Raw genomic sequence first — 25,690 nt, 5'->3', positions numbered from 1 at the left:
TCATGCCTAACCTGGTCGCATGGACGTGAACGCGGCGGTCGCCGCAGCATCAGCGATCGCCGGAGTGCTCACCGGCGTCATCGCCGTGCTGGCGTTCCGCTTCAGTGAACGGGAGCAGAAGCGTCCGACGCGTACTTCGCTGCACACCGACGCGGTGCTGCCGCCCGGTGTGGACACGGTCCTCTCCGTGCTGCGCTCCTCCGCCGTCGTCCTCGACGAGGCCGACGCCGTCGTCAAGGCCAGCTCCGCCGCGTACGCCCTCGGGCTGGTCCGCGGCGGCAAGCTCGCCGTGGAGCCCATGCTCCAGATGGCCCGGGACACCCGCCGGGACGGGGAGATACGTCAGGTCGAGCTGGACCTGCCGCGGCGCGGCACCGGACGCGGCGAGGCCCTGGCGGTCTCCGCGCGCGTCGCGCCGCTGGGCTCGCGGCTGGTGCTGCTGCTCGTCGAGGACCTGACCGAGGCGCGCCGGATCGAAGCCGTACGGCGTGACTTCGTGGCGAACGTCAGCCATGAGCTGAAGACACCCGTCGGCGCTCTCTCCCTGCTCTCCGAGGCCGTCATGGACGCCTCGGACGACCCGGAGGCGGTGGAGCGCTTCGCCGGACGCATGCAGATCGAGGCGACCCGGCTGACCAACCTGGTGCAGGAGCTGATCGACCTCTCGCGGGTGCAGAACGACGACCCGCTGGAGGACGCCGAGCCGGTGCGCGTCGACGAACTCGTCGCCGAGGCCATCGACCGGTGCCGCCACCAGGCCGGCACCAAGCAGATCACCATGGCCACCGGGGGCACCGCGGACCTCAGGGTCTGGGGCAACCGCGGCCAGCTCGCCGCGGCGCTCGGCAACCTCGTCGAGAACGCCGTCAACTACTCCCCGGCCCGCACCCGCGTGGGCATCGCCGCCCGCCGGATCACCGTGCCGGGCGGGGATCTCATCGAGATCGCCGTCACCGACCAGGGCATCGGCATCTCCGACAAGGACAAGGAGCGCATCTTCGAGCGTTTCTACCGTGTGGACCCGGCCCGCTCGCGTGCCACCGGCGGCACCGGCCTCGGCCTCGCCATCGTGAAGCACGTGGTCGCCTCGCACGGCGGGGAGGTCACGGTGTGGAGCGCCGAGGGACAGGGTTCCACCTTCACCCTGCGGCTGCCCGAAGCGGCAGCGGCCCGCGAGGCCCGCGACCGGGACCGCGCGCACCAGCACCCCGACCTCGACGAGGAGACCGGGCCCGAAGCCGGCCCCGGCACCGACCTCGCGTCCGCGTCCCCGTCCGAGCCCCGTCCCGGGTTCCGGCCCGGCACCGGCACCACCTCGTCCCCGGCCTCATCCCCGGCGCCTCCGTCATCGCGGACGCAGGCGTCGTCGTCCCAGACATCACCGTACGAACCGCTTCCCGCCCCGGAGGTCCTTCCGTGACCCGAGTGCTCGTCGTCGAGGACGAGGAGTCCTTCTCCGACGCCCTGTCGTACATGCTCCGCAAAGAGGGCTTCGAGGTCGCCGTGGCGGCCACCGGGCCCGACGGGCTCGACGAGTTCGAGCGCAACGGCGCCGACCTCGTCCTCCTCGACCTGATGCTGCCGGGGCTGCCCGGTACGGAGGTGTGCCGTCAGCTGCGCGGCCGCTCCAACGTCCCGGTGATCATGGTGACCGCCAAGGACAGCGAGATCGACAAGGTCGTCGGCCTGGAGATAGGGGCCGACGACTACGTGACCAAGCCCTTCTCCTCCCGGGAGCTGGTCGCCCGGATCCGAGCGGTGCTGCGCCGGCGCGGCGAGCCGGAGGAGGTCACCCCGGCGGCCCTGGAGGCGGGTCCGGTCCGCATGGACGTGGACCGGCACGTCGTCACCGTCTCCGGCTCCAAGGTCGACCTGCCGCTCAAGGAGTTCGACCTGCTGGAGATGCTGCTGCGCAACGCCGGCCGGGTGCTCACCCGGATGCAGCTCATCGACCGGGTCTGGGGCGCCGACTACGTGGGCGACACCAAGACGCTCGACGTGCACGTCAAGCGGCTGCGCGCCAAGATCGAGCCGGACCCGGGCGCCCCGCGCTACCTGGTGACGGTCCGCGGCCTCGGCTACAAGTTCGAGCCGTAGGCCGCCCGCCGCAGTCCGTAGGCCGTAGCCCGTAGCCCGCAAGCCGTGGGCCGCGGTTCGCGGGCCGCGGGTCCGCGGACGGCAGGCAGGCCGGTACGCCGAAGGGCGGCGCCCTCTCCGTGAGGGTGCCGCCCTTCGGCGTACGTCGTCGTCGCGCCGCTCTTACGAGTCCGAGCCGCCCGGCGTGCCCGCCTCGCCCGACCCGTCGGCCGAGCCCGAGTTCGAGTCCGAGCCCGTGGTCTTGTCGCCCTTGCCCGAGGAGTCCGAGGACTTCGGCGACTCGGAGGACTTCGGGTCCTTCGAGGAGTTCGGCTTGCCCGTGGTGCCCGTGGTGCCCGTGGCCGGGGCGCCCGGCGCGGCCGGGATGTTGCTCGGGCCCCACTTGTCGAAGTAGCTCGTGGCCGGGACCACGAAGGCGCGCAGGCTCACGTCACCGGACTTGCTGAAGGTGAAGGTGATCTTCTGCGCGTTGCCGTCCTTGACCCCCGGGCCGGGGTTGGTCAGCGCGGCGGAGGCGTTGCCCTTGCCGCCGACGACGACCGAGCCCTGGGCCGGGACGGTCAGCTTGCCCGAGCCCTGGGCCGGGGTGATCTGCGCGGTGCCGCCGCCGTCGACGCGGATCGCGTCCAGCGTCTGCGGGGTGGTGCCGCTGTTGAAGAGGGTCATCGAGACGACGGCCGGGCCCTTGGTCTGGGAGCCGGGCTGCGTGATGATCACCGCGTTCTGGACCTCGATGTCCCCGACCTTGGTGGCCGCGTTGTCCGGCTTGACCTCGAGTGTCTGGGCGTTGTTGCCGGCGCCGCAGGCGGCGAGCGAGGCGATCGAGAACGCGATGGCGGCGGCGGCGAGGGCGCCGCGTCGAAGGCTGCTGCTCACGGCGGCGGCAACTCCTTGAACGTGGGCGGTACAGGGCGACTTCCTTATAAAGCCGTCCTAAGCGTCTGTCAGCGGCCTTAGGTTACCGAGCCGTTCCCACGGCCCCGCACCCGACCCGCCCCCTGTGCCTCCCGAGGCACCCGGACACCGCTCCCGCGCGGCCGCCGGGGGCACCCGGAGGGGGCCTTGCCACACCCCGTCCGGGCCCCTGCCGCGCCCTCCGCCCCCGGCCCCGCCCTTCGTACCGGCCACGGCGCCGCCCGCCATTCACATAAGTGACGCCCGCCATACGCGCACCGTCATACGCGGCGCCAAAGAGCCATAGGCGCGGTCATACGAGCCGCCATACGCATCGCCATACGCCCGCCCGCTTACCCGCCCGGGATACCTCACGCATACCCCCTGCTTAGACCCGGCTTAGACCGTGCTTAGCGCCCTCTAAGCCCCTCTCTTACGCGTCCTCTTACGCGCGGTCTTAGCGGCGGCGGCCCGCCGTACCCGATCTTCCTGGATTTTCCGGTGCCGTAATCCGCGGCCGCGGCCGAAATTGATCACCGGCCGCGCCGGGCGTTGCCCACCGGCCGTGATCAATTCCGGATTCGTGCCTCCCGCGACCCGCCCGCACCGAACGGAGTAGCGGAAGTCGCGCATCTGGAACCCGACAAAACGGGACGTTCGACCGTTTGGACGGACGGGCGGAAGTGTGTAACGTACGCGTTTCGCCCCGCGCGGAGAGCCCCTCCGACCTGCGCATACCTGCCCGTGACCGGCCCGCGCACCCCTTCCGAAGCACGTTCCGGTTGCTGTTGTCAAGCCCCGAGATATGCCCTGACCTGCGAAAACGCCATTCAGAAGACGCCGTATCCGTGTTACCCTGGATAGCCACGGAAGGGGTACCTGTCACATGACGTTCAAGGTTGGCGACACCGTGGTCTATCCCCATCACGGGGCCGCGCTGATCGAGGCTATCGAAACTCGCCAGATCAAAGGCGTGGACAAGACCTACTTGGTGCTGAAGGTCGCCCAGGGTGACCTGACGGTACGTGTGCCAGCGGACAATGCGGAGTTCGTCGGCGTGCGTGATGTGGTCGGTCAGGACGGGCTGGACCGGGTCTTCGAGGTGCTGCGCGCTCCGTACGCCGAGGAGCCCACGAACTGGTCGCGTCGTTACAAGGCAAACCTGGAGAAGCTCGCCTCCGGTGATGTCATCAAGGTCGCGGAGGTTGTGCGCGACCTGTGGCGCCGGGAGCGCGAGCGCGGTCTCTCCGCCGGTGAGAAGCGCATGCTCGCCAAGGCCCGCCAGATCCTGGTGAGCGAGCTGGCGCTCGCGGAGAACACGAACGAGGACAAGGCAGAGGCTCTGCTCGACGAGGTTCTCGCGTCCTGACGCGGGGCTTCCCGACCGACGACCGGAACCGGATCACCGGAGCGGGGCACCCCGACACAGGCGGACGCCCACGACTGCGCGACTGTTCGGTTCAGCACGGTGTGCGGCATCAGTGAAGTGCAGTGGCATCAATGACATGCCGCAGTGCCCGATCGGGCGACCGAGGTCGCCGGGCGCTGCGGCTTCGTCATGTCCGCATGTCCGCCTGCGGCCGCACCCGCCCCGCACCCGCGCCTCGCGGCACCCGCGCCTCGCGCCGCCCACGGGCGACGTCCTGCGGCGACGCGCTCCGCCGGAACCCGGACGGCCCTGCGAGAGGAAGATCCCCCCGATACTGTGTGCCGGGCCCATGCAGTCGGCTCGGCCGGGGTCACGGAAGGGTCCGGCCGCCGTGCCGCGCCCGGCACGGTGAGGCCATACCCACGCCGAGCCGGAACACAAACCTGACAGGAACCGATGTCTGACGATTCGCGTCCTTCGCCCGCGGGCGCCCGGCCAGGGGCCCCCGTCGCCGTCGTGATCCCGGCCGCCGGCCGGGGCGTGCGTCTCGGTCCGGGCGCCCCCAAGGCGCTGCGCACGCTGAACGGCACCCCGATGCTCGTCCACGCGGTGCGCGCCATGGCCGCCTCCCGCGCCGTCTCCCTCGTCGTCGTGGTCGCTCCGCCCGACGGCGCGGGCGAGGTCACCTCGCTGCTCGACGCCCACGCGCTCCCCGAGCGGACCCGCTTCCTCGTGGTGCCCGGCGGCGAGTCCCGCCAGGAGTCCGTCCGGCTCGGGCTCGACGCGCTGCCGCCCGGCCACGACGTCGTCCTCGTGCACGACGCGGCCCGCCCGCTGGTCCCCGTGGAGACGGTGGACGCGGTGATCGAGGCCGTACGCGAGGGCGCCGCCGCTGTCGTACCGGCCCTGCCGCTCGCGGACACCGTCAAGGAGGTCGAGCCGGCCGCCGTGGCGGGCGCGCCCGAGCCGGTCCTCGCGACCCCGGACCGCTCGCGGCTGCGGGCCGTGCAGACCCCGCAGGGCTTCGACCGGGCGACGCTGGTCCGGGCCCACGAGACCGTCACCGACAACGTGACCGACGACGCGAGCATGGTCGAGCAGCTCGGCGAGCCGGTCGTGGCCGTCCCGGGACACGAGGAGGCCTTCAAGGTCACCCGCCCGCTCGACCTCGTGCTCGCCGAGGCGGTCCTGGCCCGCAGGAGGCTCACCGATGGCTTCTGAGACCACCCCCGAGATCGCCCCGGGCTTCCCGGACACCGCACCGGCCGCCACCCCGGACACCGGCGCGGCCTCCCCGGCGACCGCCCCGGCCGCTCCCGCTGCCCCCGCGGACGGCGCGCTCCCCCCGCTGCCCCAGGTCGGCATCGGCACCGACATCCACGCCTTCGAGGACGGCCGCGAGCTGTGGTGCGCGGGCCTGAAGTGGGAGGGCGAGGGGCCGGGCCTGGCCGGGCACTCCGACGCGGACGTCGTCGCGCACGCCGCGTGCAACGCGCTGTTCTCGGCCGCCGGGCTCGGCGACCTCGGCCAGCACTTCGGCACCGGCCGGCCCGAGTGGTCGGGCGCGTCCGGCGTCACCCTGCTGACGGAGGCGGCACGCATCGTCCGCGCGGCCGGTTTCCGGATCGGGAACGTGGCCGTGCAGGTCGTCGGCGACCGCCCGAAGATCGGCAAGCGGCGCGCGGAGGCCCAGCGGGTCCTCTCCGAGGCGGCCGGAGCGCCGGTCTCCGTCTCCGGGGCCACCACCGACGGGCTCGGCTTCCCGGGCCGCGGCGAGGGGCTGACCGCGGTGGCCACGGCGCTCGTGGTGCGGGTGAGCTGAGCGCGTGCGAGGGTACCCGGAGAGTCACCGCCCGGCCGCGCAGTGCCGGCGGTGACCGAAGGTCCGCCTCCCGGAGGGTGCCCCATGTCCGCCGAACTGTCCCCCCGTCTCAAGAACCTCCTCGACGGCACCGTCTTCGTCGTCGTCGGCACCGTCCAGCCCGACGGCAGCCCGCAGCTGTCGCCGGTCTGGGCGAAGCGGGACGGCGACGACGTCGTCATCTCCACCACCGCCGACCGCCGCAAGGCGCGGAACATGCGGCGCGACGCCCGCGTCAGCGTCGTCGTCCAGGATCCCGCCTCGCCGTACGAGTACGCCGAGATCCGCGGCACCGCCGAGATCAGCACCGAGGGCGGCCAGGACCTCATCGACGAGCTGTCGGTGAAGTACACCGGCAAGAAGTACGCGGAGTTCAATCCGTCCGCGGCCCAGGACGCCGAGCGCCTGGTCGTCCGGATCCGGCCCCGCAAGGTCGTCGGCGGCATCTGACGGGCCGCCCCCGCGGACCGGGTCACCGCTCCCCTCGGTCACAAAAGCACGGACCTTGCGGGAAACGGGCGCGAGGCACTGCCCTTCGCCCACTACCCTGGAGTGGTGACCATTCGCCTGTACGACACCAGCGCCCGGCAGATCCGTGACTTCACCCCGCTCAAGCCGGGTTGTGTCTCGATCTACCTGTGTGGTGCCACCGTGCAGGCCGCCCCGCACATCGGGCACATCCGGTCGGGTCTGAACTTCGACATCATGCGCCGCTGGTTCGCCTACCGCGGCTACGAGGTGACGTTCATCCGCAACGTCACGGACATCGACGACAAGATCATCGTCAAGGCGCGGGAGCAGGACCTCCCCTGGTGGTCCATCGGGTACGCCAACGAGCGCGCGTTCAACGACGGTTACACCGCGCTGGGCTGCCTGCCGCCCACCTACGAGCCCCGCGCCACCGGCCATGTGCCGGAGATGACCGAGATGATGCGCACGCTCATCGACCGCGGCCACGCCTACGCGGCCGACGGCAACGTCTACTTCGACGTGCGTTCCTTCCCCGGCTACCTCCAGCTGTCCCGGCAGGAGCTGGACAATCTGCGCCAGCCGGCCGCCGACAGCGAGACCGGCAAGCGCGACCCGCGGGACTTCGCGATGTGGAAGGCGGCCAAGCCGGGCGAGCCGACCTGGCCCACGCCGTGGGGCGAGGGCCGTCCGGGCTGGCACCTGGAGTGCTCGGCCATGGCGCACAAGTACCTGGGCAGCGCCTTCGACATCCACGGCGGCGGCCTGGACCTGATCTTCCCGCACCACGAGAACGAGATCGCCCAGTCCAAGGCGTACGGCGACGAATTCGCGCGGTACTGGGTGCACAACGCCTGGGTGACCATGGCCGGCGAGAAGATGTCCAAGTCGCTGGGCAACTCCGTGCTGGTCTCCGAGATGGTCCGCCAGTGGCGCCCGATCGTCCTGCGCTACTACCTGGGCACCCCGCACTACCGCTCGACCATCGAGTACAGCGAGGAGGCCCTGCGCGAGGCCGAGTCGGCGTTCGCGCGGATCGAGGGCTTCATCCAGCGCGTGGTGGAGAAGACGGGCCCGGTGGAGCCGTCCGCCGAGGTGCCGCCCGCCTTCGCCGAGGCGATGGACGACGACCTCGGCGTCCCGCAGGCGCTGGCCGTGGTGCACACCACGGTCCGGCAGGGCAACAGCGCGCTCGCCGCGGACGACAAGGAGGCCGCGGTGGCCCGGCTCGCCGAGGTGCGGGCCATGCTCGGCGTCCTCGGCCTCGATCCGCTGGACGAGCACTGGGCGGCCGGCGATGGCGAGAGCGGCGAGGACCTGCACGGCGTCGTCGACACCCTGGTCCGGATGGTCCTCGACCAGCGCGAGGCGGCCCGCGCCCGCAAGGACTGGGCCACCGCTGACGCCCTGCGCGACCAGCTCGGCCAGTCCGGACTGGTCATCGAGGACAGCCCGCAGGGCCCGCGCTGGAGCCTCGGCCCGCGCTGATCCGCCCCCGGTCCGCCCGGCCGCGCGCCGGCCGCCGGGGACCCCGTTGTGCCGTCCGGCCGTCCGGGCGGCACACTTCATAGACGTAGGAGACGTACGCGGCAGGCGTACGCACGACGCTTTCGACAGACAGGTAGGTCATGGCCGCTCACAACCGCCGCATGTCCGGCAAGAAGGGCGCGCAGGTCGGCAGCGGCGGCCAGCGGCGCCGCGGCCTGGAGGGCAAGGGCCCCACGCCCCCCGCCGAGATGCGCAAGGGACACGCCAAGCAGCGCGCCGCCCAGGCGAAGGTGCGCCGCAGCCAGGGCCGCCCGCCGCAGCGCCGCGGCGGCCGCTCCGCCTCGGAGCTGGTCGTCGGCCGCAACCCGGTCGTCGAGGCGCTGCGCGAGGGCGTGCCCGCGACCACGCTGTACGTCCAGCAGTTCATCGACAACGACGAGCGGGTCCGCGAGGCGCTCCAGCTCGTGGCCGAGCGCGGCGGCCTCAACCTCATGGAGGCGCCCCGCCCCGAGCTGGACCGCATGACCAACGGGCTCAACCACCAGGGCCTGGTCCTCCAGGTCCCGCCGTACGAGTACGCCCACCCCGAGGACCTGGCCGAGGCCGCGGCGGACGCGGGCGAGGACCCGCTGATCGTCGCCCTCGACGGCGTCACCGACCCGCGCAACCTCGGCGCGGTCGTCCGCTCCGTCTCGGCCTTCGCCGGGCACGGCGTGGTCGTCCCCGAGCGGCGCGCGGCCGGGATGACCGCCGGTGCCTGGAAGACGTCCGCGGGCACCGCCGCCCGGACGCCGGTGGCCCGCGCCACCAACCTCACCCGCGCCCTGGAGACGTACCAGAAGGCGGGCATCACGGTCGTCGGCCTGGCCGCGGACGGCGAGGCCGAACTCGGTGACCTGGAGGCCCTGGCGGGTCCCGTCGTCATCGTCGTCGGCAGCGAGGGCAAGGGCCTGTCCCGGCTCGTCGGCGAGACCTGCGACATCCGGGTGCGGATCCCGATGCCGGGCGGCGCCGAGTCGCTGAACGCGGGCGTCGCGGCCGGGATCGTCCTCTACGAGGCGGCCCGCAGGCGCGCCTGAGCGCGGGGCCCGGCCGGGACGCGGCAGGCACGCGGACCCGGCCCGGCCTGCGCTCGTACGCGCGTGCGGATGTTCACCCGGCCGGGCGTATCCGTCCGTTCGGGGCAAGCTTGACGCGGTCCGGACAGATCCGACGGGTCAAGGCAGTGTCCTAACACCCCATCACTCGGTTAGATGAGTGTGGACACCAGAACACCCCGCACACCCACGGGGGACCGCTCGTCGGGCTACGACGACGCTCCCGCGCTGAGCATGGTGAAGGTGCCGAGCGATCCGGCGCAGGTCATCGTCACTCACGCGAGCTTCCGCGTGCAGCTGGGCGCCGCGTCGCGGCGCACCCTGTCCCCCCGCCTCGCCCGGCACCCGAGCGTCACCGACCCCGCCGTGCGCGTGCCCGCCGCCGCCGGGGCGGCGGGCCGGGCCGCCCCGCGCCGGCCGCTCGTGTGGAGCGGCCGCTCCGCCCCCGACGACACCGGCGCCCACCGGCTGCTCCAGGCCGTGCGCAGCGGCAGCGTCCGCTACACCGAGGACCCGTCCGCCGACGCCGGAGCCACCCAGGTCATCCCGCGCGTCGACGCCGCCCCCGGCTACGGCGGCTACGACGACCTCGACCGCACCGTCGAGACCCCCGTCGTCGGCGCCCAGCGCTCCCCGGAGCCCGGCGAGACCCGGCTGCTCCCGCAGATGCGCAGCTCGGGCAGCGCCTACGAGGAGCAGTACGGCGAGTCCGCGTACGGCACCCGCCCCGCCGCGGGCGCCGCCGGACCGCCCCACGGCCACCCCGGCGGCGGCCTCGCCGCCGACACCGGCGCCTACGGCTACGACGAAGGCGCCACCCGCGACGCCCCCGCGCCCGGCACCCGCCGCCGCGGCAGGCGGCACGGCGACGACCCGGCCCGCCACGCCTACTACCCGGGCCGCCGGATGAACCTCGGCGTGGTCCTCCTCCCGCTGCGGATCTTCCTCGGGTTCGTCTCCCTCTACGCCGGCATGGGCAAGCTGTGCGACCCGCTCTACTTCGACGGCGGCAAGCGCGGCTCCATGGTCAAGTGGCTCACCTCCCTGCACCCCTGGGAAGTCGCCGAGCCGCTGCGCCAGTTCGCCCTCCAGCACCCGGTCGGCTCCGGCCTCTCCATCGCCTTCCTCCAGGTCATCGTCGGCGTCCTGACGGTCCTGGGCTGCTGGCAGCGGGTCGCCGCGGTGGTCGGCGCGCTGCTCTCCGCCGCGATCGTCGTCACCGTCAGCTGGCGCACCGTCGCCGTCTACGACACCCCGGACATCATCTACCTGGCCGCCTGGTCCCCGCTGATCATCGCCGGTGCGCCCGTCTACTCCGTGGACGGCCGGCTCGCCGCGTCCGCCTGGCGCCGCCTCGGCCCCCGCGCCGACCTGTGGGACCTGCGCCGGTACGTGCTGCGCCGCGGCGCCCTGATCACCGTGGTCGTCGCCGGGCTCACCCTGCTCGTGGGCGCGCTGCTCGGCGGCGCGGTCCGCGACGCCGACCGGGTCGTCGTCCCCGGCCCCGGAGAGTCCCCGCGCAACGAACTGCCCGGCTCGCCACTGCCCAGCCGCCCCGGCACCGGCACGGGCACCGGACACAGCGGCTCCCCGTCGGCCTCCACCTCGCCCAGCCACCGCGGCACGTCCGCCGGGCCGACCGGTGGCCCCGCGGCCACCCCGGGCGCCACCCGCGGCAGCGGAGCCGCCACCGGCGGCGCGCCCAGCCAGACCCAGGGCACCACCGGCCACGTCCCGCCGCGCCACTCCGCCCCCGTCCAGCAGGCGCCCAGCACCAGCGCGGGCCCGACCTCCGGCGGCTCGGCCTCCGGGGGCTCCGGTTCCGGCGGCTCCGGCGGCGGCGACACCCAGCCCTCCGGCTCCGGCGGCGGCAGCTCGTCCTCCACGGGCCAGCCCGGACTGGTGGGCGGCCTGCTCGGCTAGCTCGGGTAGCTCGGGCCGTGACGGCCCGAAGGGCCCCGCACCATGGTGGTGCGGGGCCCTTCGGCTGCGTACGGGGAAGGGGAGCAGGTGTCCTGCCGGGGCGTCATCGGCCCAGCGCGGCCAGCTCCTTGGCGGCCTCCGTGAGGTCCTTGGCGGTGTCGATGGCACGCCAGTAGGCGCCCTGCGGGATCGGGAAGCCGGCCAGCCGCAGTTCCCGGGCCAGCCGCGGGAAGGTGCTGCGCTCGTGGTCACCGCGCTCGGGGAGCAGGGAGGCGAAGCCGGGGGAGAAGACGTAGACGCCCGCGTTGATCTCGAAGGTCGACGGCGGCGCCTCGATGAAGTCCGTGATGTGCCCGAAGCCGTCCGTCTGCACGGCGCCCCACGGGATGCGCGGCCGGGCCAGCGCGAGGGTCGCGACCGCGTCGCGCTCGGTGTGGAAGTCCGCCATGTCCCGCAGCGAGAAACGGGTCCAGATGTCGCCGTTGGTGGCGTACCAGGCGCGCTCGGGGTGCGGGAGGCGGGCGGCGGCGAACTTGAGGCCGCCGCCGCGGCCGAGGGGTTCCGGCTCGACGACCGTGGTCACCCGGACGGGCAGCTCCGCCGACTCCAGCCACTCCTGGAGCACCTCGGCGAGGTGACCGCAGGAGATCACCACGTCCGTGACGCCCTCCTCGGCCAGCCAGGCGAGCTGGTGACCGATGATCGGAGTGCCCGTACCGGGGATCTCGACCATCGGCTTGGGCCGGTCGTCGGTGTAGGGGCGCAGCCGGGAGCCCTGGCCACCGGCCAGGACCACGGCTTGGGTGGGGCGGGACGCCGCATTCGGATGGGTCATGCCGGAACTCTACGTGCCGCCGTGCGGCGGCCCGCGCCGGTGACCGGTACGCCGCTGTACGGCGCCCGTCCGGCGCGGGCCCTGACTCTGCCGGGCTCTGCTGGTGACCCGGTCCCGGCTCAGCCCTGGGCCGCGAGGACCCCGGAGGCGAAGGAGGTGTCGCAGACGGGGCGGGAGAAGGCCTGGGCGCGCGTGGGGCCGTAGATGCGCACGGCGGCCCGGCCGAGGGTGCGGGCGATGGAGGCGCAGTGCCCGGCCAGCGAGGGCCGGTCGTTGACCGCCTGCTGGAGGTGGGTGAGCGCGACGCCCGGATCCTTCTCCTGCAGCTCCGTCAGCAGGTGGTCGCGGAGCACGTCCTGCGGGGCCCGGGGAGGGGCGGCGACCCCGGGCGCGGACATGTCGGACGCGGTGAGCACCGAGTTCGAGGGGTTCCCCGACCAGTTGACTCGGGTGACCGCGAGGGTCCCGGAGAGCACCAGGACGACGGGCAGGACGAGGGCGAGGGAGCGGCCGATCCGGCGGGCGGGGCCCCGGCCGCGTCGCTTGGGTGGCGTGGTGGAGTGCTTCACGCGAGTGAGGGTAGCGCCCGGTGATGATTTGGCGACATTTAGTCACCCCTTCGGGCGACGGCGTACCGCCCTTTCTCTGGTGGTGTGTTGACGCACACGGCTCGAAATGTCCTGTGTGTCAGGGTGGTCCGGAGACAGCGAGAAGGGCCCCGCAGCAGTTCGCGGGGCCCTTCTCGTCAACTCGGGTGAATCACCCGGATCATTCCCGGGGTTTCAGCCGTAAGCGTCATGCGCCTGGCTGCCGGGTGTCAGTCCGACAGGCGCTCGCCGGTCGAGGTGGAGAACACGTGGGTCTCGCCCGCCCGCGGCACGACGTGCACGGTGGCGCCCTTCTCCGGGACCGAGCGGCTGCTGACGCGGACGACCAGGTCCTTCGTCCCGCCGCCGACCTCGACGGTGCCGTAGATGTAGCCGTCGGCGCCGGTCTCCTCGACGACGTTCACCGAGACGGCGAGGCCGGCCGGGGCGTCGGCGCTGTCCTTGGTCAGGGAGGCGGCCGCGCCGCCGTTGTGCTCGACCACGTCGAAGTGCTCGGGGCGCACACCCACGGTGACGGTCTTGTCGCCCTTGTCGGAGGCGGCCTTGAGCGCGTCGCGGTTGACCGGGACGACGCTGTTGCCGAACTTCACACCGCCGTCGGTGATCGGCACCTCGACCAGGTTCATGGCCGGGGAGCCGATGAAGCCGGCGACGAACAGGTTCGCGGGCTTGTCGTACATGTTGCGCGGCGAGTCCACCTGCTGGAGCAGGCCGTCCTTGAGCACCGCGACCCGGTCGCCCATCGTCATGGCCTCGACCTGGTCGTGGGTGACGTAGACGGTGGTGATGCCCAGGCGGCGCTGGAGCGAGGCGATCTGCGTACGCGTGGACACACGGAGCTTGGCGTCCAGGTTGGACAGCGGCTCGTCCATGAGGAACACCTGCGGCTCACGCACGATCGCGCGGCCCATCGCCACACGCTGGCGCTGACCACCGGAGAGCGCCTTCGGCTTGCGGTCCAGGTACTCGCTCAGGTCGAGGATCTTCGCGGCCTCCTCGACCTTCTGCCGGATCTCCGCCTTGTTGACACCGGCGATCTTGAGCGCGAAGCCCATGTTGTCGGCGACCGACATGTGCGGGTAGAGCGCGTAGTTCTGGAACACCATGGCGATGTCCCGGTCCTTGGGCGGCAGGTGCGTGACGTCACGGTCGCCGATGCGGATCGCACCGCCGTTGACGTCCTCCAGGCCCGCGAGCATCCGCAGCGAGGTGGACTTGCCGCAGCCGGACGGGCCGACCAGGACGAGGAACTCGCCGTCCGCGATGTCGATCTCCAGAGCGTCGACGGCGGGCTTCTCGGAACCCGGGTAGATCCGGGTCGCCTTGTCGAACTGCACAGTGGCCATGATGAATGGGCCCCCTTCTACCGGCAGGAACGTGCCGGACGATCCGAGTAGGAAGGCGGTTGCCACGACGGATGCCCGAAGGATCGTCCGCTGTGGTGATCGCGTGGTCCACAAGAGTGAACTGGCACAGGACGGTACCTGGCGTTCACCTGGTCTGTCAGTACTTGAAGGGGTGTGAACTTCGCGGAAATTCTCGACGGGCACCCGCCGCGACCTGGGTACACTGCACGGGCACCACCCGGTACGCCTCCTTAGCTCAGCTGGCCAGAGCAACGCACTTGTAATGCGTAGGTCGTCGGTTCGAATCCGACAGGGGGCTCGGTGAAAGGCCAGGTCAGACAGTGTCTGACCTGGCCTTTTCTGTGTGCTGGGGCGGGTGGGTCAGGGGGTGCGCAGGAGGGTCGTCAGGGTTTCGCGCAGGGTTGCCTCCGGGGCCGAGTCCGGGGCGGCGGTCCGGGTGCGCCAGGCGACGAAGCCGTCGGGGCGGACGAGGACCGCGCCGTCGGGGGTGGTGCCGTGGGCGGCGGCCCAGTCGGGGGCCGGGGTGTCCGGGGCGGGCGGGGCTTCGGTGGTGAGGTCGGTGCCGAAGCGGTAGGAGACCAGGGGGATGCCGGTGGTCTCCGCGACGCGGCGGGCCGCGGTGTGCCAGTCGGTGGTGGAGCGGGCGTCGCTGAGCAGGACCAGGGAGCGTTCGTACAGGTCGAGGGTGGAGACGCGCTCGCCGTCGCGCCGCACCCACAGGTGGGGGGCGCGGGTGCCGGGCTCGCCGGTGAGGCGGAGCGCGTCGGGCACGACGTCCTGGCCGGGGTCGGCGCCGATGACGGCGCCCCGGAGGTAGCGGTAGCCGAGGACGACGTTGAGGATGCCGCCGCGCTTGCCGCCGCCGATGCCGGGCGCGGGCGCGAAGCCGGGGTGGCTGTGCTCGACGGAGCGGGCGGAGGCGCGGGCGCTGGTGGCGGTGGCGACCGGGCGGCGCTCGGTGTCGTAGGTGTCCAGGAGGCCGGGGCCCGCCCAGCCGCCGAGGACGGCGGCGAGTTTCCAGGCGAGGTTGTGGGCGTCCTGGATGCCGGTGTTGGAGCCGAAGGCGCCGGTGGGCGACATCTCGTGGACGGAGTCGCCGGCGAGCAGGACGCGTCCGTCGGTGTAGCGGTCGGCGACGCGTTCGGCGGCGCGCCAGGACGCCTTGCCGGTGATCTCGACGTCCAGGTCGGGGGCGCCGATGGCGCGGCGGATGTGCCGCTGGAGGCGTTCCTCGGTGAACTCGTCGAGGCTCTCGCCGCGCTCGGGGTGCCAGGGGGCGTGGAAGACCCAGTGCTCCTTGTTGTCGACGGGGAGCAGTGCCCCGTCGGCCTCCGGATCGGTGAGGTAGCAGCAGATGAAGCGGCGGTCGCCCACGACGTCGGCGAGGAGTTTGGAGCGGAAGGTGACGCTGACGTTGGCGAACAGGTCGCCGGGTCCGGACTGGCCGATGCCGAGGCGGCGGCGGACGGGGCTGCGGGGGCCGTCGGCGGCGACGAGGTAGTCGGCGCGGACGGTGTACCGCTCGTCGGTGGCGCGGTCGCGGACGGTGGCGGTGACTCCGTCGGCGTCCTGCTCGAAGGTCTCCATCTCGTGGGAGTAGCGCAGGTCGCCGCCGAGGGCGCGGGCGCTGTCGAGGAGGACGGGTTCGAGGTCGTTCTGGCTGCACAGGCACCAGCCGGTGGGGCTGAAGCGGGCCATGCCGCCGCCCGGGTCGATGTGCTTGAACAGCCATTCGCCGGCGTCGCCGACGAGGGTGGGGGTCTGGAGGATGCCGTGGTTGCCGGCGAGCAGGGAGGCGGCGTCCTTGACGGCGTCCTCGACGCCGGCCGCGCGGAGCAGCTCCATGGTGCGCACGTTGTTGCCGCGGCCGCGGGGGTGGTGGGAGGTGCCGGAGTGCCGTTCGACGAGCAGGTGGGGCACGCCGAGGCGGCCCAGGAAGAGCGAGGTGGACAGGCCCACCAGGGAGCCGCCGACGATGAGGACGGGTACCCGGTGGTCGGCTTCTCGGTGCATCGGTGCCTCCAGGGGCGGGGTGGGGCGCGGGTGCGTCGCGGGGGTCGCGCGGGGGCGCGGGGGTGCGGGCGGGTGGGGGCCCGTCGGTGTCTCCATGCCCGGTGCGGGGGCGGTCCGCGTGCGTTCGCGGGGGCAATCACCCCTGTGATCACCCACGTGGTGCACACGAGTCGCGCACTGATCACAACCGGCACAGGATCGAGATCACGCTGACGTCGCGTCACCCGCGGCGGGATGTCGGCGGAGCGAAGCCCTCTTCAGCCCCGTCAAGGAGACGTACGCAGATGACCGCCATCTCTGAGCGTGTTTCAGAACCCACCGAGCAGCAGGACTCGAAACGTGTCTCCCAGTCCGTCTTCGACGGTTCCCGGCTCCGGGTCGTCCTGCTGGTGGACGTCTACGACGGCGCCCAGCAGCAGTTCCTGGAGGCGTACGAGGAGATGGGCAAGCAGGTCTCGTCCGTCCCCGGGCATGTCAGCGACCAGCTGTGCCAGTCGATCGAGAACCCTTCGCAGTGGCTGATCACCAGCGAGTGGGAGAGCGCGCCGCCGTTCCTCGCCTGGGTGAACAGCGAGGAGCACGTGCGGATGGTGCAGCCGATGCACAGCTGCATCCGTGACACGCGGTCGCTGCGTTTCCACATCGTCCGGGAGACCGGCGGTGAGGCGGGCCGGGCGGCGGGCGAGCGCCGGCTGCAGACGTCGCCGCGCATCGGTGACGGGGTGCTCCGGCACGCGCTGACGTTCACGGTGAAGCCGGGCAGCGAGAAGAAGGTCGCCGAGCTGCTGGCGAACTACGAGTCGCCCCAGGCGCGGGTGGACGACACCACGAAGCTGTGCCGTACGTCGCTGTTCATGCACGGCAACCGGGTGGTGCGGGCCATCGAGGTGCGCGGTGACCTGCTGGCGGCGCTGCGGCACGTGGCGCGGCAGCCGGAGATCCGGGCGGTGGAGGAGGCCATCAACCCGTATCTGGAGCAGGAGCGGGACTTCGCCGACCAGGAGTCGGTGCGGGTGTTCTTCACCCGGGCGGCCCTCCCGGCGGTGCACCACGTGACGCGCGGTCAGGACGACGAGGGGGCGCAGCGGCAGGCGCTGTCGTACCCGGCGCGGCCGGGGATGGGGATGCGGCTGGCGGAGCTGCTGGCCCAGCACGACGAGCGGGTGGCGGACGACCCGGCCAGCCCGATCCTGCGCAGCACGGTCTTCGAGCGGGACGACGTGGTGGTCCGGCTGATCGACGTACGGGCCGGTCTCGACGTGGATCCGGCGGCGGCGCTGGGTCTGGCGGACGCCGCGCAGGTGTCGGAGCTGACGACGCTGCTCGACGAGGGCGCCGCGAAGAAGGACGGCGATCTGGCGCGGCTGCTCGCCCTGGCCCGGATGGACCTCGTCACCGACCGGCGGTCGGCGCCGGACGCCTGACGCTCCCCTTCAGCCGACGTACACACCACCGGAGGAACGACGTGATCAAAGCCAGGCCCAAGATCGTGGAACTCGGCGAGACCGAGCCCAACACCCGGCGCGGAGGCGATCTGCGCGCCATGCTGACCCCGGCCACGGTGGGTTCCACCAGCGGCTTCATGGGGGTGGCGCTGGTGCAGCCCGGTGACCGCATCGGTGAGCACTACCACCCGTACTCCGAGGAGTTCGTGTACGTGGTGTGCGGTGAGCTGGAGGTGGACCTGGACGGTGAGGCCCACCCGCTCAGGCCCGAGCAGGGGCTGATGATCCCGGCGTACATGCGGCACCGGTTCCGCAATGTGGGCGATGTGGAGGCGCGGCTCGTCTTCCACCTCGGTCCGCTGGCGCCGCGCCCGCAGCTGGGACATGTCGACACGGAGGGCACCGCGGAGGAGGCGGTGCGGGTCGTGGCCGGGGCCGGGGAGCCGGTGCCGGCGGACGCGGCCGAGGCCCGCTCATGACCAGGCGGGTGGCGGTCACCGGCATAGGCGTGGTGGCGCCGGGCGGTATCGGCGCCCCGGCCTTCTTCGACCTGCTGGCGAACGGGCGGACCGCGACGCGGGGCATCACCTTCTTCGACCCGTCCGGGCTGCGGTCGCAGATCGCCGCGGAGTGCGACTTCGACCCGGTGGCCGCGGGCCTTTCCGAGGAGCAGGTGGCGCGCTGCGACCGCTACATCCAGTTCGCGCTGGCCGCGGGCCTGGAGGCGGTGCGGGACTCCGGGCTCGACCTCGCCGGGGAGAACCCCTGGCGGGTCGGGGTCTCGCTGGGCACCGCGGTCGGCGGCACCACGCGGCTGGAGAACGACTACGTGCTGGTCAGCCATGGCGGTGAGCGCTGGGACGTGGACCACGAGCGGGCGCGGCCGTATCTGGAGCGGGCGTTCACGCCGAGCACGCTGGCCTCGACGGTGGCCGAGCGGTTCGGGGCGCGCGGCCCCGTGCAGTCGGTGTCCACCGGGTGCACGTCGGGGCTCGACGCGGTCGGGTACGCGCTGCACACCGTGGAGGAGGGCCGGGCCGACATCTGCATAGCCGGGGCGTCGGACTCGCCGATATCGCCGATCACGATGGCGTGCTTCGACGCGATCAAGGCCACGTCGCCGAACAACGACGACCCGGCGCACGCCTCGCGGCCCTTCGACAACGACCGTGACGGGTTCGTCATGGGCGAGGGCGGCGCGGTGCTGGTGCTGGAGGAGCTGGAGCACGCTCGGGCGCGCGGCGCGCGGATCTACTGCGAGCTGAGCGGCTACGCCACCTTCGGCAACGCCTACCACATGACCGGTCTGACCAGTGACGGGCTGGAGATGGCGCGGGCCATCGAGACGGCGCTGGACCATGCCCGGCTGGACGCCACGGCGATCGGCTACGTCAACGCGCACGGCTCCGGCACCCGGCAGAACGACCGGCACGAGACGGCCGCGGTGAAGCGGGCGCTGGGCCGGCACGCCTACGACACCCCGATGAGCTCCATCAAGTCGATGGTGGGCCACTCGCTGGGCGCGATCGGGGCGATCGAGGTGGTGGCGTGCGTGCTGGCGCTGGACCGCCAGATGGTCCCGCCGACGGCGAACTACACGACCCCCGATCCCGAGTGCGACCTGGACTACGTCCCGCGGGTCGCCCGGGAGCGGAAGCTGGACAGCGTGCTCTCCGTGGGCAGCGGGTTCGGCGGTTTCCAGTCCGCGGTGATCCTGACCCGGCAGAGGGAGAGGGCATGAGCGCACCCGTGAAACGGCGGGCGGCCGTCACCGGCATCGGTGTCGTGGCGCCCAACGGAACCAGCACCGAGACCTTCTGGAAGTCCACCCAGCAGGGTGTGAGCGTCCTGGACCGGGTCACCCGCGAGGGCTGCGAGCGGCTGCCGCTGAAGGTGGCGGGCGAGGTACGGGCCTTCGATCCGTCGGTCTCGGTCGAGGAGCGCTACCTCGTGCAGACCGACCGGTACACGCACTTCGCGATGGCGGCGGCCGACGCGGCGCTGGAGGACGCCCGTCTGGGCCGGGCCGACACGGACGAGGCGCCGTTCGCCGCGGGTGTGGTGACGGCGGCCGGCTCGGGCGGCGGCGAGTTCGGCCAGCGGGAGCTGCAGAAGCTGTGGGGCAAGGGCCGCCGCTATGTGGGCCCCTGGCAGTCGATCGCCTGGTTCTACGCGGCGAGCACCGGCCAGGTCTCCATCCGGCGCGGCTTCAAGGGGCCGTGCTCGGTGGTGGCCGCCGACGAGGCGGGCGGTCTGGACGCGCTGGCGCACGCCGCGCGGGCGGTGCGGCGCGGTACGGACGTGATGGTGGCCGGTTCCACGGAGGCGCCGCTCGCCCCGTACTCGATGGTCTGCCAGCTCGGTTACGGCGAGCTGAGTCCGGTGGCCGATCCGGAGCGGGCGTACCGGCCGTTCACGGAGTCGGCGTGCGGGTTCGTGCCCGCCGAGGGCGGCGCGATGCTCGTCGTGGAGGCGGCGGAGCGGGCCCGGGAGCGGGGTGCGCCGGTGCGGGCGACCGTGGCCGGGCACGCGGCCACCTTCACGGGTGCCTCCCGCTGGGAGCTGTCGCGCGAGGGTCTGGCGGAGGCGGTCCGCGCGGCGCTGGCGGAGGCGGACTGCGCCCCGGAGGAGGTCGACGTGGTCTTCGCGGACGCGCTCGGCGTCCCGGAGGCGGACCGGGCCGAGGCGCTGGCGATCGCCGACGCGCTCGGCGCGCACGGACGGCGGGTGCCGGTGACGGCGCCCAAGACCGGTACGGGCCGGGCGTACTGCGCGGCGCCCGTGCTGGACGCGGCGGCGGCGGTGCTCACGATGGAGCACGGTCTGATCCCGCCCACCCCCAATGTCTTCGACATCTGCCATGACCTCGATCTGGTGACCGGCAGCGCCCGTGCCGCGCAGGTGCGCACGGCGCTGGTCCTCAGCCGGGGGCTCATGGGCTCGAACTCGGCGCTGGTGCTGCGGCACGGCACCGCCGGCGTCCCTCAGGTCTGACGTCAGGCCGGGCGGCGCCGGGAGGAACACGCCGGGAGCAACAAGGAGAGGAACCCGCATGAGTGACCGAATCACCGTGGAAGAACTGTCCGAACTCATGAAGAAGGCCGCCGGTATCACCGTCAGCCCGCAGGAGCTGGCGGACCGGGCCGACACCGGCTTCGACGAGCTCGGCATCGACTCGCTCGGCCTGCTCGGCATCGTGGGCGAACTGGAGAACCGGCACGGCATGCCCATGCCGGCCGACGCGGAGCGCTGCAAGACGCCCCGGAAGTTCCTCGACCTCGTCAACAGCACCCTTCTGGCAGGAGCCTGAGATGGCCGGACACACCCGGAACGAGATCACCATCGCCGCACCGGTGGACCTGGTGTGGGAGATGACCAACGACGTGGAGAGGTGGCCGCAGCTGTTCAGCGAGTACGCCTCCGCCGAGATCCTGGAGCAGGACGGTGCCCGGTGCACCTTCCGGCTGACCATGCACCCCGACGAGAACGGCACGGTGTGGAGCTGGGTCTCCGAGCGCGTGCCGGACCGGGCCACGCTGACCGTGAGGGCGCGGCGCGTGGAGACCGGGCCGTTCGCGCACATGGACATCCACTGGAGCTACGAGGAGGTCCCGGGCGGCACCCGCATGGTGTGGACCCAGGACTTCGCGATGAAGCCGGAGGCGCCGGTCGACGACGACTGGATGACCGACAACATCAACCGGAACTCCAAGGTCCAGATGGCGCTGATCCGGGACAAGGTCGAGCAGGCGGCGGCGTCCGGGCGGCGGCCCGAGCCGGCCCTGACCACCGACTGAGCCGGACCGGACGACAGGAGCGGATCCATGCACCAGGCCCTGATCGTGGCCCGGATGGCGCCGGGCTCGGCCCCGGACATCGCGCAGGTCTTCGAGGACTCCGACCGCGGGGAGCTGCCGCACCTGGTCGGCGTCACCCGGCGCAGCCTCTTCCAGTTCGGCGATGTGTACATGCACCTCGTCGAGGCCGACCGGGACCCGGGCCCGGCCATCGCGAAGGTGGCCGGACACCCCGAGTTCCGCGGCATCAGCGAGCGGCTGTCGGCGTACGTCAGCGCGTACGACCCCGAGACGTGGCGTTCGCCGAAGGACGCGATGGCCCGGCGCTTCTACCTCTGGGAGCGCGACGGCCGCGGCTGACGCCCGCGCGGCACGGGAGGCGCCGCACGCGTCGCGTGCGGCGGACGGACAACGGCCGCCGGGCCCGCACTGTCGCGGGCCCGGCGGCCGTCGTCGTGAGCGCTGCGCCCGGGTGTCAGGCGGGCACGGTGCAGTCGAAGGCGTGCAGATACGGGTTGACCGGGCTGATGTCGTCGATGACCAGACCGGCCGCTTCCAGGCGGCTCACCATGGACTTCGTGGTGTGCTTGGCGCCCCCGACGTTGAGCAGCAGCAGCAGGTCCATGGCGGTGCTGAAGCGCATCGACGGGGTGTCGTCGACGAGGTTCTCGATGACCACGACGCGGGCCTTGGGGCCGCCCGCCTCCATCACGTTGCGCAGGCAGCGGGCGGTGGAGTCGTCGTCCCACTCCAGGATGTTCTTGATGATGTAGACGTCGGCCCGGACCGGGACGGCCTCGCGGCAGTCGCCGGGCACGATGTCGACCCGGCCGGCGAGCGCGCCGCCCTCGCGCAGCCGCGGGTCGGCGTTGTCCACGACGCGCGGCAGGTCCATCAGGGTGCCGCGCATCCGGGGGTACTTCTCCAGCAGGCTGGCCACCACATGGCCCTGCCCGCCGCCGATGTCGGCGACCGAGTCGGCCCCGGACAGGTCGAGGAGTTCGGCCACGTCGCGGGCGGACTGCCGGGAGGAGGTGGTCATCGCCCGGTTGAAGACGTCCGCCGACTCGGGGGCGTCCTCGTTGAGGTAGACGAAGAACTCCTTGCCGTACAGGTCCTCGACGACGTTGCGGCCGGTGCGCACCGCCTCGTCCAGCTTGGGCCAGGCGTCCCAGGTCCACGGCTCGGTGCACCACAGGGAGATGTTGCGCAGGCTGTTCGGGTCGTCCTCGCGCAGCAGCCGCGACATGTCGGTGTGCGCGAAGGTGCCGTCGGGGCGCTCCTCGAAGACGCCGTAGCAGGCCAGGGCGCGCAGCAGGCGGCGCAGCGGCTTGGGTTCGGTCTTCACCGCGGCGGCGAGGTCCTCCGCGGCCAGCGGGGTGTCGCCGAGGGCGTCGGCCACGCCGAGGCGGGCAGCGGCGCGCAGGGCGGCGGCACACGCCGCCCCGAACACGAGCTCCCTGAGCCGCATGGACGGCGGTGGGGCGGTCTGAGCGGTCGTCATGTGCCGCCTTCCTTCCTTGGGTGTTCGGTGGGTGCCGGGTGGCTCAGCACAGTCCCGCGGGCTTGGAGGCCGCGCAGGAGTTGTCCTGGAAGGTGTTGCCGCGCTGGGCGCTCTCCTGGTCGACCAGGTCGGCGGGGGCGTTGCTCCGGAGCGTGTTGCCGTGCACCCGGTTGTCGTCGCTGGTGGCGCCCACGAAGCTCTTGAAGAGGACGATGCCGCCGGACAGCGGGGAGGTGCCCGAGTTGCCGGTGACCGTGTTGCCCGTGACGTCGGTCTTCTCGGCGCCGGTCAGGACGATGCCGGAGCCCTGGAGGAAGGGCAGCCGGTCGGTCTTGGCGCAGTACTTGTTGTTCTGTACGACGCGGTTGTCGCGCACGGTCAGCGCGCCGGCCTTGGGCTTGTTCTCGTCGCCGACGACGAAGACGCCCGCGCAGTTGCCGGTGACCTCGTTGGCGGCGACGGTGAGGTTGCGCAGCCGGCGGACGGTGACGCCGATCCGGTTGCCCCTGAGCAGGTTGTGCGCGACCAGCGATTCCTTGCTGTCGGCCGCGCCCTGTTCGGCGGTGATGGTGTTGGCGAGGAAGATGCCGGCGTCGCCGTTGTCGCGGGCGGCGTCGTGCTCGTACGTGCTGTGCTCGGAGCGCTCCTCGGCGAAGCCCCACACGCCGTTCTTGTCGGAGAGCACGTGCCGCACGGTCAGTCCGTCGGCGCCGACGGAGACCATCCCGGCGCGGGAGTAGCCGGTCAGGGCCAGGTGGGAGACGGTGACGCCCATCAGGCGCTTCGTCTTGGTGCCCGCCACGCAGATGCCGTTGCCGCGCTTGCCGCAGTCGTCCGTGGCCTTGGCGGCCGGGGTGAGGACGGTGGAGGGGCCGCTGCCGCGCAGGGTCAGACCGGGCGTCGTGATCTTGACGCTCTGGCGGTAGGTGCCGGGCAGGACCAGCACGGTGTCGCCGGGCTGTGCGGCGTCCACCGCCTTCTGGATCGATTCCCCGGCGTGGACCAGGTGCGTCGTCGGCACCGAGACCGGCGCGGCGGCGGCGACACCGGAGCCGACGAGCGCCGCGGCGCAGACCAACAGGGAGATGTGGCGTTTCGTCATATTCTGTACGCTATGACCTGATGACCCGCTGGACTGCCCGATGGGCCGTCCGGCGGCGTGTCGGCGCGGGGGCCGGGCCCTGGGCTGCCGGGTGCGCCCAGCGCGTTGGGGCCGCCGGGGGTCGGCGGGCCGTGCGAGGCCGGGCCGCCGACGGGCCACGTGAGGCTGAGCCTGCCGACGGCCGTCCGTCACCCGAGCGGGCCCGCCGGTCGGTGGCGGCCCACGCCGAGCCGTCCCCGCGCGGGACCGCCCTCACGCGCGCAGCGTGCGCCCGATCTCCAGTTGCACGGTCTCCAGCGGCCGGCCGTCCTCGATCTCCCACAGGCAGTTCTGGAGCACCCGCCCCAGCGTCCAGGCGCGCGCCCGCGCCCGGTCGAGGCCGAGCAGCGCGGTCAGCGCGTCGAAGCGCCACCGGGTCTCGGCGGGGTCGTAGCGGTCGCCGAGCGCGGGCATCAGGTCGAAGCCGGGGTCTCCGGCGAGCGGCTTGGGGTCGATGGCGAGCCAGGGAGCGCGGCCGGCGGCCAGGACGTTGTCGTAGTGCAGGTCCCAGTGCAGCAGCCGGTCGCCGGGCGAGCCGGCGACCTCGCGCACGGCCGCCGCGCAGTCGGCGAGCAGCCGCCGGTCGGCGGTGTCCGGCACCTGCTCCAGGGCCCGCGGCACCTGCTCCAGCATCGCCCGCGCCACGTCGCCCAGTCGCCGTACGCCCGCCGGAGCGGGCACGGAGGTGAGCCGGGCGAGGAGCGTGCCGATCACCTCGACGGCCGCACGGCTGTCCGGCAGGTCCGACAGCGTCCGGGACTCGTCCAGCCGTTCGAGGAGGAGGGTGCAGGTGGGCGCGTCGTGCGCCAGCAGCCGTACGGCCCCGTCGCCGTCCCAGGCGCGCAGCGCGTCCGGCTCGCCCGCGCTCTCCTCGTCCAGCGGCTGGAGCTTGAGCGCGGCGGGTGTGCCCCCGGCGCGTACCACCGGAAGGACCAGCGCGCACACCCCGTACATCGGCGGGCCGTCCAGGCGCAGGTCCCAGTGCGCGAGGAAGCGGGCCGCCCGCTCGGGCAGCCCGGCGACGAACGCCCGGCCCGCCGCCCCGTTGAACTTCTCCTGCGTAGCGGCCAGCTCGGCGGGCACCTCGATCACGGTGCCGACCATACTGGCCGGTGTGGACGGGGTCATCCGGTTTCGGCGCGGGCTGCGGGCGGTGGTCGCGTATGTGCGCGCCGCCCCGGGGACGTACGTCTGGCTGGCGGTCCTGTTCGTCACCACCGTCGCGCTGCACCACATGTCGCCGTCGTTCGAGGCGGACTTCCTGCGGCAGCGGTCCACGAACATCCACGAGCTGTCGGACAACCCGGTACGGGTCCTGGTGGCCAGCGCCATGTGGATCCCGAGCGGGCGCTGGCTGCCGTACGCCGTGCTCTACACGGTCTTCCACGCGCAGGCCGAGCGGTGGACGGGCACCGTGCGCTGGCTGGCGGTGTGCGCGGCCGCGCACGTGCTGGCCACGCTGATCAGCGAGGGCGCGCTGCTGTGGGCGATCCGGCGCGGTGTGGCGCCCGCCTCCGCGGTCGACACCCTGGACGTGGGCGTCAGCTACGCGCTGGCCGGGGTGGTCGCCGTGCTGACCTACCGGATCCGCAGCCCGTGGCGGTATCCGTACGCCGCCGCCGTGCTCCTCTTCTTCGGCGTGCCGCTGCTGACCGGGCGCACCTTCACCGATCTCGGGCATTTCACCGCCGTACTGATCGGACTGGCCTGCCGGCCGCTGGCCACGGGCCCCGGAAAAACACGGAATCCGAAGGAGACACCGGCCGCCACCAGGCATTAGCGT

At 72.7% G+C, this 25,690-nt stretch carries 25 protein-coding genes and 1 tRNA gene; 18 read left to right on the top strand and 8 right to left on the bottom strand.

Annotation, left to right across the window (positions count from 1 at the left end):
* The first annotated feature begins 19 nt into the window (after positions 1–19).
* Together A8713_RS14140 and A8713_RS14135 are read left to right on the top strand one after the other, a co-directional pair.
* Positions 20–1,420, top strand: coding sequence for a sensor histidine kinase (locus A8713_RS14140; protein ID WP_064533831.1), 1,401 nt, complete (start codon positions 20–22; stop codon positions 1,418–1,420).
* Positions 1,417–2,097: a response regulator transcription factor gene (locus A8713_RS14135; protein ID WP_010358452.1), complete on the top strand. Its 681-nt coding sequence runs from the start codon at positions 1,417–1,419 to the stop codon at positions 2,095–2,097. Before A8713_RS14140 ends, A8713_RS14135 begins: the two co-directional genes overlap by 4 nt.
* Before the next feature lie 162 nt (positions 2,098–2,259).
* On the opposite strand, the gene A8713_RS14130 is transcribed toward A8713_RS14135, so the two are convergent.
* The gene (locus A8713_RS14130) at positions 2,260–2,973 is read right to left on the bottom strand and encodes a hypothetical protein (RefSeq protein WP_064533830.1); all 714 of its coding nucleotides are present in this window, start codon (positions 2,971–2,973) and stop codon (positions 2,260–2,262) included.
* Positions 2,974–3,877: 904 nt separating this feature from the next.
* On the opposite strand from A8713_RS14130, the gene A8713_RS14125 reads away from it, so the two are divergent.
* From A8713_RS14125 to A8713_RS14095, 7 genes are all read left to right on the top strand, one after another.
* Entirely contained in the window at positions 3,878–4,360 is a 483-nt protein-coding gene (locus tag A8713_RS14125; protein WP_003953493.1) for a CarD family transcriptional regulator, read from the top strand.
* A gap of 456 nt (positions 4,361–4,816) precedes the next feature.
* Positions 4,817–5,581: a 2-C-methyl-D-erythritol 4-phosphate cytidylyltransferase gene (ispD, locus tag A8713_RS14120; protein WP_064533829.1), complete on the top strand. Its 765-nt coding sequence runs from the start codon at positions 4,817–4,819 to the stop codon at positions 5,579–5,581.
* Positions 5,571–6,182, top strand: coding sequence for a 2-C-methyl-D-erythritol 2,4-cyclodiphosphate synthase (gene ispF, locus A8713_RS14115; RefSeq protein ID WP_237305366.1), 612 nt, complete (start codon positions 5,571–5,573; stop codon positions 6,180–6,182). The genes ispD and ispF overlap by 11 nt, the downstream gene beginning before the upstream one ends.
* Positions 6,183–6,266: 84 nt before the next feature.
* A complete protein-coding gene (locus tag A8713_RS14110) occupies positions 6,267–6,671 on the top strand; it encodes a PPOX class F420-dependent oxidoreductase (RefSeq protein WP_018568739.1) in 405 nt (134 codons plus the stop codon).
* Positions 6,672–6,776: 105 nt separating this feature from the next.
* Entirely contained in the window at positions 6,777–8,177 is a 1,401-nt protein-coding gene (gene cysS / locus A8713_RS14105; RefSeq protein ID WP_064533828.1) for a cysteine--tRNA ligase, read from the top strand.
* A gap of 140 nt (positions 8,178–8,317) precedes the next feature.
* On the top strand, positions 8,318–9,256 hold the full coding sequence (gene rlmB / locus A8713_RS14100) for a 23S rRNA (guanosine(2251)-2'-O)-methyltransferase RlmB (protein ID WP_064533827.1): 939 nt from the start codon (positions 8,318–8,320) through the stop codon (positions 9,254–9,256).
* Between the two features lie 174 nt (positions 9,257–9,430).
* The gene (locus A8713_RS14095; protein WP_079158962.1) at positions 9,431–11,197 is read left to right on the top strand and encodes a DoxX family protein; all 1,767 of its coding nucleotides are present in this window, start codon (positions 9,431–9,433) and stop codon (positions 11,195–11,197) included.
* A gap of 103 nt (positions 11,198–11,300) precedes the next feature.
* Here A8713_RS14095 and A8713_RS14090 read toward each other — a convergent pair whose 3' ends face one another.
* The 3 genes from A8713_RS14090 to msiK all read right to left on the bottom strand — a co-directional run bounded on the left by A8713_RS14090 (position 11,301) and on the right by msiK (position 13,986).
* Positions 11,301–12,032 carry a nucleotidyltransferase family protein gene (locus A8713_RS14090; protein ID WP_064533825.1) on the bottom strand — a complete coding sequence of 244 codons (732 nt, stop codon included), beginning with the start codon at positions 12,030–12,032 and terminating at the stop codon, positions 11,301–11,303.
* A 119-nt stretch (positions 12,033–12,151) separates the two neighbouring features.
* Positions 12,152–12,601 (bottom strand): hypothetical protein, encoded by a 450-nt coding sequence (locus tag A8713_RS14085; protein WP_064533824.1) that lies wholly within the window; start codon positions 12,599–12,601, stop codon positions 12,152–12,154.
* 248 nt (positions 12,602–12,849) lie between these two features.
* Positions 12,850–13,986, bottom strand: coding sequence for a diacetylchitobiose ABC transporter ATP-binding protein MsiK (msiK, locus tag A8713_RS14080; protein ID WP_064533823.1), 1,137 nt, complete (start codon positions 13,984–13,986; stop codon positions 12,850–12,852).
* A gap of 245 nt (positions 13,987–14,231) precedes the next feature.
* On the opposite strand from msiK, the gene A8713_RS14075 reads away from it, so the two are divergent.
* Positions 14,232–14,305 (top strand) — tRNA-Thr (locus A8713_RS14075).
* A gap of 62 nt (positions 14,306–14,367) precedes the next feature.
* On the opposite strand, the gene A8713_RS14070 is transcribed toward A8713_RS14075, so the two are convergent.
* Positions 14,368–16,020: an FAD-dependent oxidoreductase gene (locus tag A8713_RS14070; RefSeq protein ID WP_064533822.1), complete on the bottom strand. Its 1,653-nt coding sequence runs from the start codon at positions 16,018–16,020 to the stop codon at positions 14,368–14,370.
* A 284-nt stretch (positions 16,021–16,304) separates the two neighbouring features.
* Here A8713_RS14070 and A8713_RS14065 point away from each other — a divergent pair, with 284 nt between their 5' ends.
* From A8713_RS14065 to A8713_RS14035, 7 genes are read left to right on the top strand one after another with little or no spacing between them, the layout of a single operon-like run.
* On the top strand, positions 16,305–17,444 hold the full coding sequence (locus A8713_RS14065) for a SchA/CurD-like domain-containing protein (protein WP_064533821.1): 1,140 nt from the start codon (positions 16,305–16,307) through the stop codon (positions 17,442–17,444).
* A gap of 41 nt (positions 17,445–17,485) precedes the next feature.
* Entirely contained in the window at positions 17,486–17,944 is a 459-nt protein-coding gene (locus tag A8713_RS14060; RefSeq protein ID WP_064533820.1) for a cupin domain-containing protein, read from the top strand.
* Positions 17,941–19,206 (top strand): beta-ketoacyl-[acyl-carrier-protein] synthase family protein, encoded by a 1,266-nt coding sequence (locus A8713_RS14055; RefSeq protein ID WP_064533819.1) that lies wholly within the window; start codon positions 17,941–17,943, stop codon positions 19,204–19,206. Before A8713_RS14060 ends, A8713_RS14055 begins: the two co-directional genes overlap by 4 nt.
* On the top strand, positions 19,203–20,459 hold the full coding sequence (locus tag A8713_RS14050; protein ID WP_064533818.1) for a beta-ketoacyl synthase N-terminal-like domain-containing protein: 1,257 nt from the start codon (positions 19,203–19,205) through the stop codon (positions 20,457–20,459). The genes A8713_RS14055 and A8713_RS14050 overlap by 4 nt, the downstream gene beginning before the upstream one ends.
* 58 nt (positions 20,460–20,517) lie before the next feature.
* The gene (locus tag A8713_RS14045; RefSeq protein WP_018567018.1) at positions 20,518–20,775 is read left to right on the top strand and encodes an acyl carrier protein; all 258 of its coding nucleotides are present in this window, start codon (positions 20,518–20,520) and stop codon (positions 20,773–20,775) included.
* 1 nt (position 20,776) lies between these two features.
* On the top strand, positions 20,777–21,262 hold the full coding sequence (locus tag A8713_RS14040; RefSeq protein ID WP_064533817.1) for an SRPBCC family protein: 486 nt from the start codon (positions 20,777–20,779) through the stop codon (positions 21,260–21,262).
* Positions 21,263–21,289: 27 nt separating this feature from the next.
* Positions 21,290–21,622 carry a TcmI family type II polyketide cyclase gene (locus tag A8713_RS14035; protein WP_018567020.1) on the top strand — a complete coding sequence of 111 codons (333 nt, stop codon included), beginning with the start codon at positions 21,290–21,292 and terminating at the stop codon, positions 21,620–21,622.
* Between the two features lie 115 nt (positions 21,623–21,737).
* On the opposite strand, the gene A8713_RS14030 is transcribed toward A8713_RS14035, so the two are convergent.
* From A8713_RS14030 to A8713_RS14020, 3 genes are all read right to left on the bottom strand, one after another.
* Positions 21,738–22,766: a methyltransferase gene (locus tag A8713_RS14030; RefSeq protein ID WP_064533816.1), complete on the bottom strand. Its 1,029-nt coding sequence runs from the start codon at positions 22,764–22,766 to the stop codon at positions 21,738–21,740.
* Between the two features lie 43 nt (positions 22,767–22,809).
* The gene (locus A8713_RS14025) at positions 22,810–23,868 is read right to left on the bottom strand and encodes a right-handed parallel beta-helix repeat-containing protein (protein ID WP_064533815.1); all 1,059 of its coding nucleotides are present in this window, start codon (positions 23,866–23,868) and stop codon (positions 22,810–22,812) included.
* 252 nt (positions 23,869–24,120) lie between these two features.
* Entirely contained in the window at positions 24,121–25,011 is an 891-nt protein-coding gene (locus tag A8713_RS14020) for an aminoglycoside phosphotransferase family protein (RefSeq protein WP_064533814.1), read from the bottom strand.
* A gap of 10 nt (positions 25,012–25,021) precedes the next feature.
* Here A8713_RS14020 and A8713_RS14015 point away from each other — a divergent pair, with 10 nt between their 5' ends.
* Positions 25,022–25,687, top strand: coding sequence for a rhomboid-like protein (locus A8713_RS14015; protein WP_064537501.1), 666 nt, complete (start codon positions 25,022–25,024; stop codon positions 25,685–25,687).
* Positions 25,688–25,690 lie beyond the last annotated feature (3 nt).

The sequence above is a fragment of the Streptomyces sp. SAT1 genome (genome assembly GCF_001654495.1).
GTDB classification, from domain to species: Bacteria; Actinomycetota; Actinomycetes; order Streptomycetales; family Streptomycetaceae; genus Streptomyces; species Streptomyces andamanensis.
Note: the sequence above shows the minus strand (reverse complement) of the source record. Positions and strands in the feature narration are given on the sequence as shown.

Excerpts from the sequence above, each read along its gene's own strand:
- A8713_RS14140 (WP_064533831.1), top strand. The coding sequence starts at position 20 with ATGGACGTGAACGCGGCGGTCGCCGCAGCATCAGCGATCGCCGGAGTG.
- A8713_RS14125 (WP_003953493.1), top strand. The coding sequence starts at position 3,878 with ATGACGTTCAAGGTTGGCGACACCGTGGTCTATCCCCATCACGGGGCC.
- ispD (WP_064533829.1), top strand. The coding sequence starts at position 4,817 with ATGTCTGACGATTCGCGTCCTTCGCCCGCGGGCGCCCGGCCAGGGGCC.
- ispF (WP_237305366.1), top strand. The coding sequence starts at position 5,571 with ATGGCTTCTGAGACCACCCCCGAGATCGCCCCGGGCTTCCCGGACACC.
- A8713_RS14110 (WP_018568739.1), top strand. The coding sequence starts at position 6,267 with ATGTCCGCCGAACTGTCCCCCCGTCTCAAGAACCTCCTCGACGGCACC.
- rlmB (WP_064533827.1), top strand. The coding sequence starts at position 8,318 with ATGGCCGCTCACAACCGCCGCATGTCCGGCAAGAAGGGCGCGCAGGTC.
- A8713_RS14095 (WP_079158962.1), top strand. The coding sequence starts at position 9,431 with ATGAGTGTGGACACCAGAACACCCCGCACACCCACGGGGGACCGCTCG.
- A8713_RS14090 (WP_064533825.1), bottom strand. The coding sequence starts at position 12,032 with ATGACCCATCCGAATGCGGCGTCCCGCCCCACCCAAGCCGTGGTCCTG.
- msiK (WP_064533823.1), bottom strand. The coding sequence starts at position 13,986 with ATGGCCACTGTGCAGTTCGACAAGGCGACCCGGATCTACCCGGGTTCC.
- A8713_RS14070 (WP_064533822.1), bottom strand. The coding sequence starts at position 16,020 with ATGCACCGAGAAGCCGACCACCGGGTACCCGTCCTCATCGTCGGCGGC.
- A8713_RS14065 (WP_064533821.1), top strand. The coding sequence starts at position 16,305 with ATGACCGCCATCTCTGAGCGTGTTTCAGAACCCACCGAGCAGCAGGAC.
- A8713_RS14055 (WP_064533819.1), top strand. The coding sequence starts at position 17,941 with ATGACCAGGCGGGTGGCGGTCACCGGCATAGGCGTGGTGGCGCCGGGC.
- A8713_RS14050 (WP_064533818.1), top strand. The coding sequence starts at position 19,203 with ATGAGCGCACCCGTGAAACGGCGGGCGGCCGTCACCGGCATCGGTGTC.
- A8713_RS14045 (WP_018567018.1), top strand. The coding sequence starts at position 20,518 with ATGAGTGACCGAATCACCGTGGAAGAACTGTCCGAACTCATGAAGAAG.
- A8713_RS14040 (WP_064533817.1), top strand. The coding sequence starts at position 20,777 with ATGGCCGGACACACCCGGAACGAGATCACCATCGCCGCACCGGTGGAC.
- A8713_RS14035 (WP_018567020.1), top strand. The coding sequence starts at position 21,290 with ATGCACCAGGCCCTGATCGTGGCCCGGATGGCGCCGGGCTCGGCCCCG.
- A8713_RS14030 (WP_064533816.1), bottom strand. The coding sequence starts at position 22,766 with ATGACGACCGCTCAGACCGCCCCACCGCCGTCCATGCGGCTCAGGGAG.
- A8713_RS14025 (WP_064533815.1), bottom strand. The coding sequence starts at position 23,868 with ATGACGAAACGCCACATCTCCCTGTTGGTCTGCGCCGCGGCGCTCGTC.
- A8713_RS14020 (WP_064533814.1), bottom strand. The coding sequence starts at position 25,011 with ATGGTCGGCACCGTGATCGAGGTGCCCGCCGAGCTGGCCGCTACGCAG.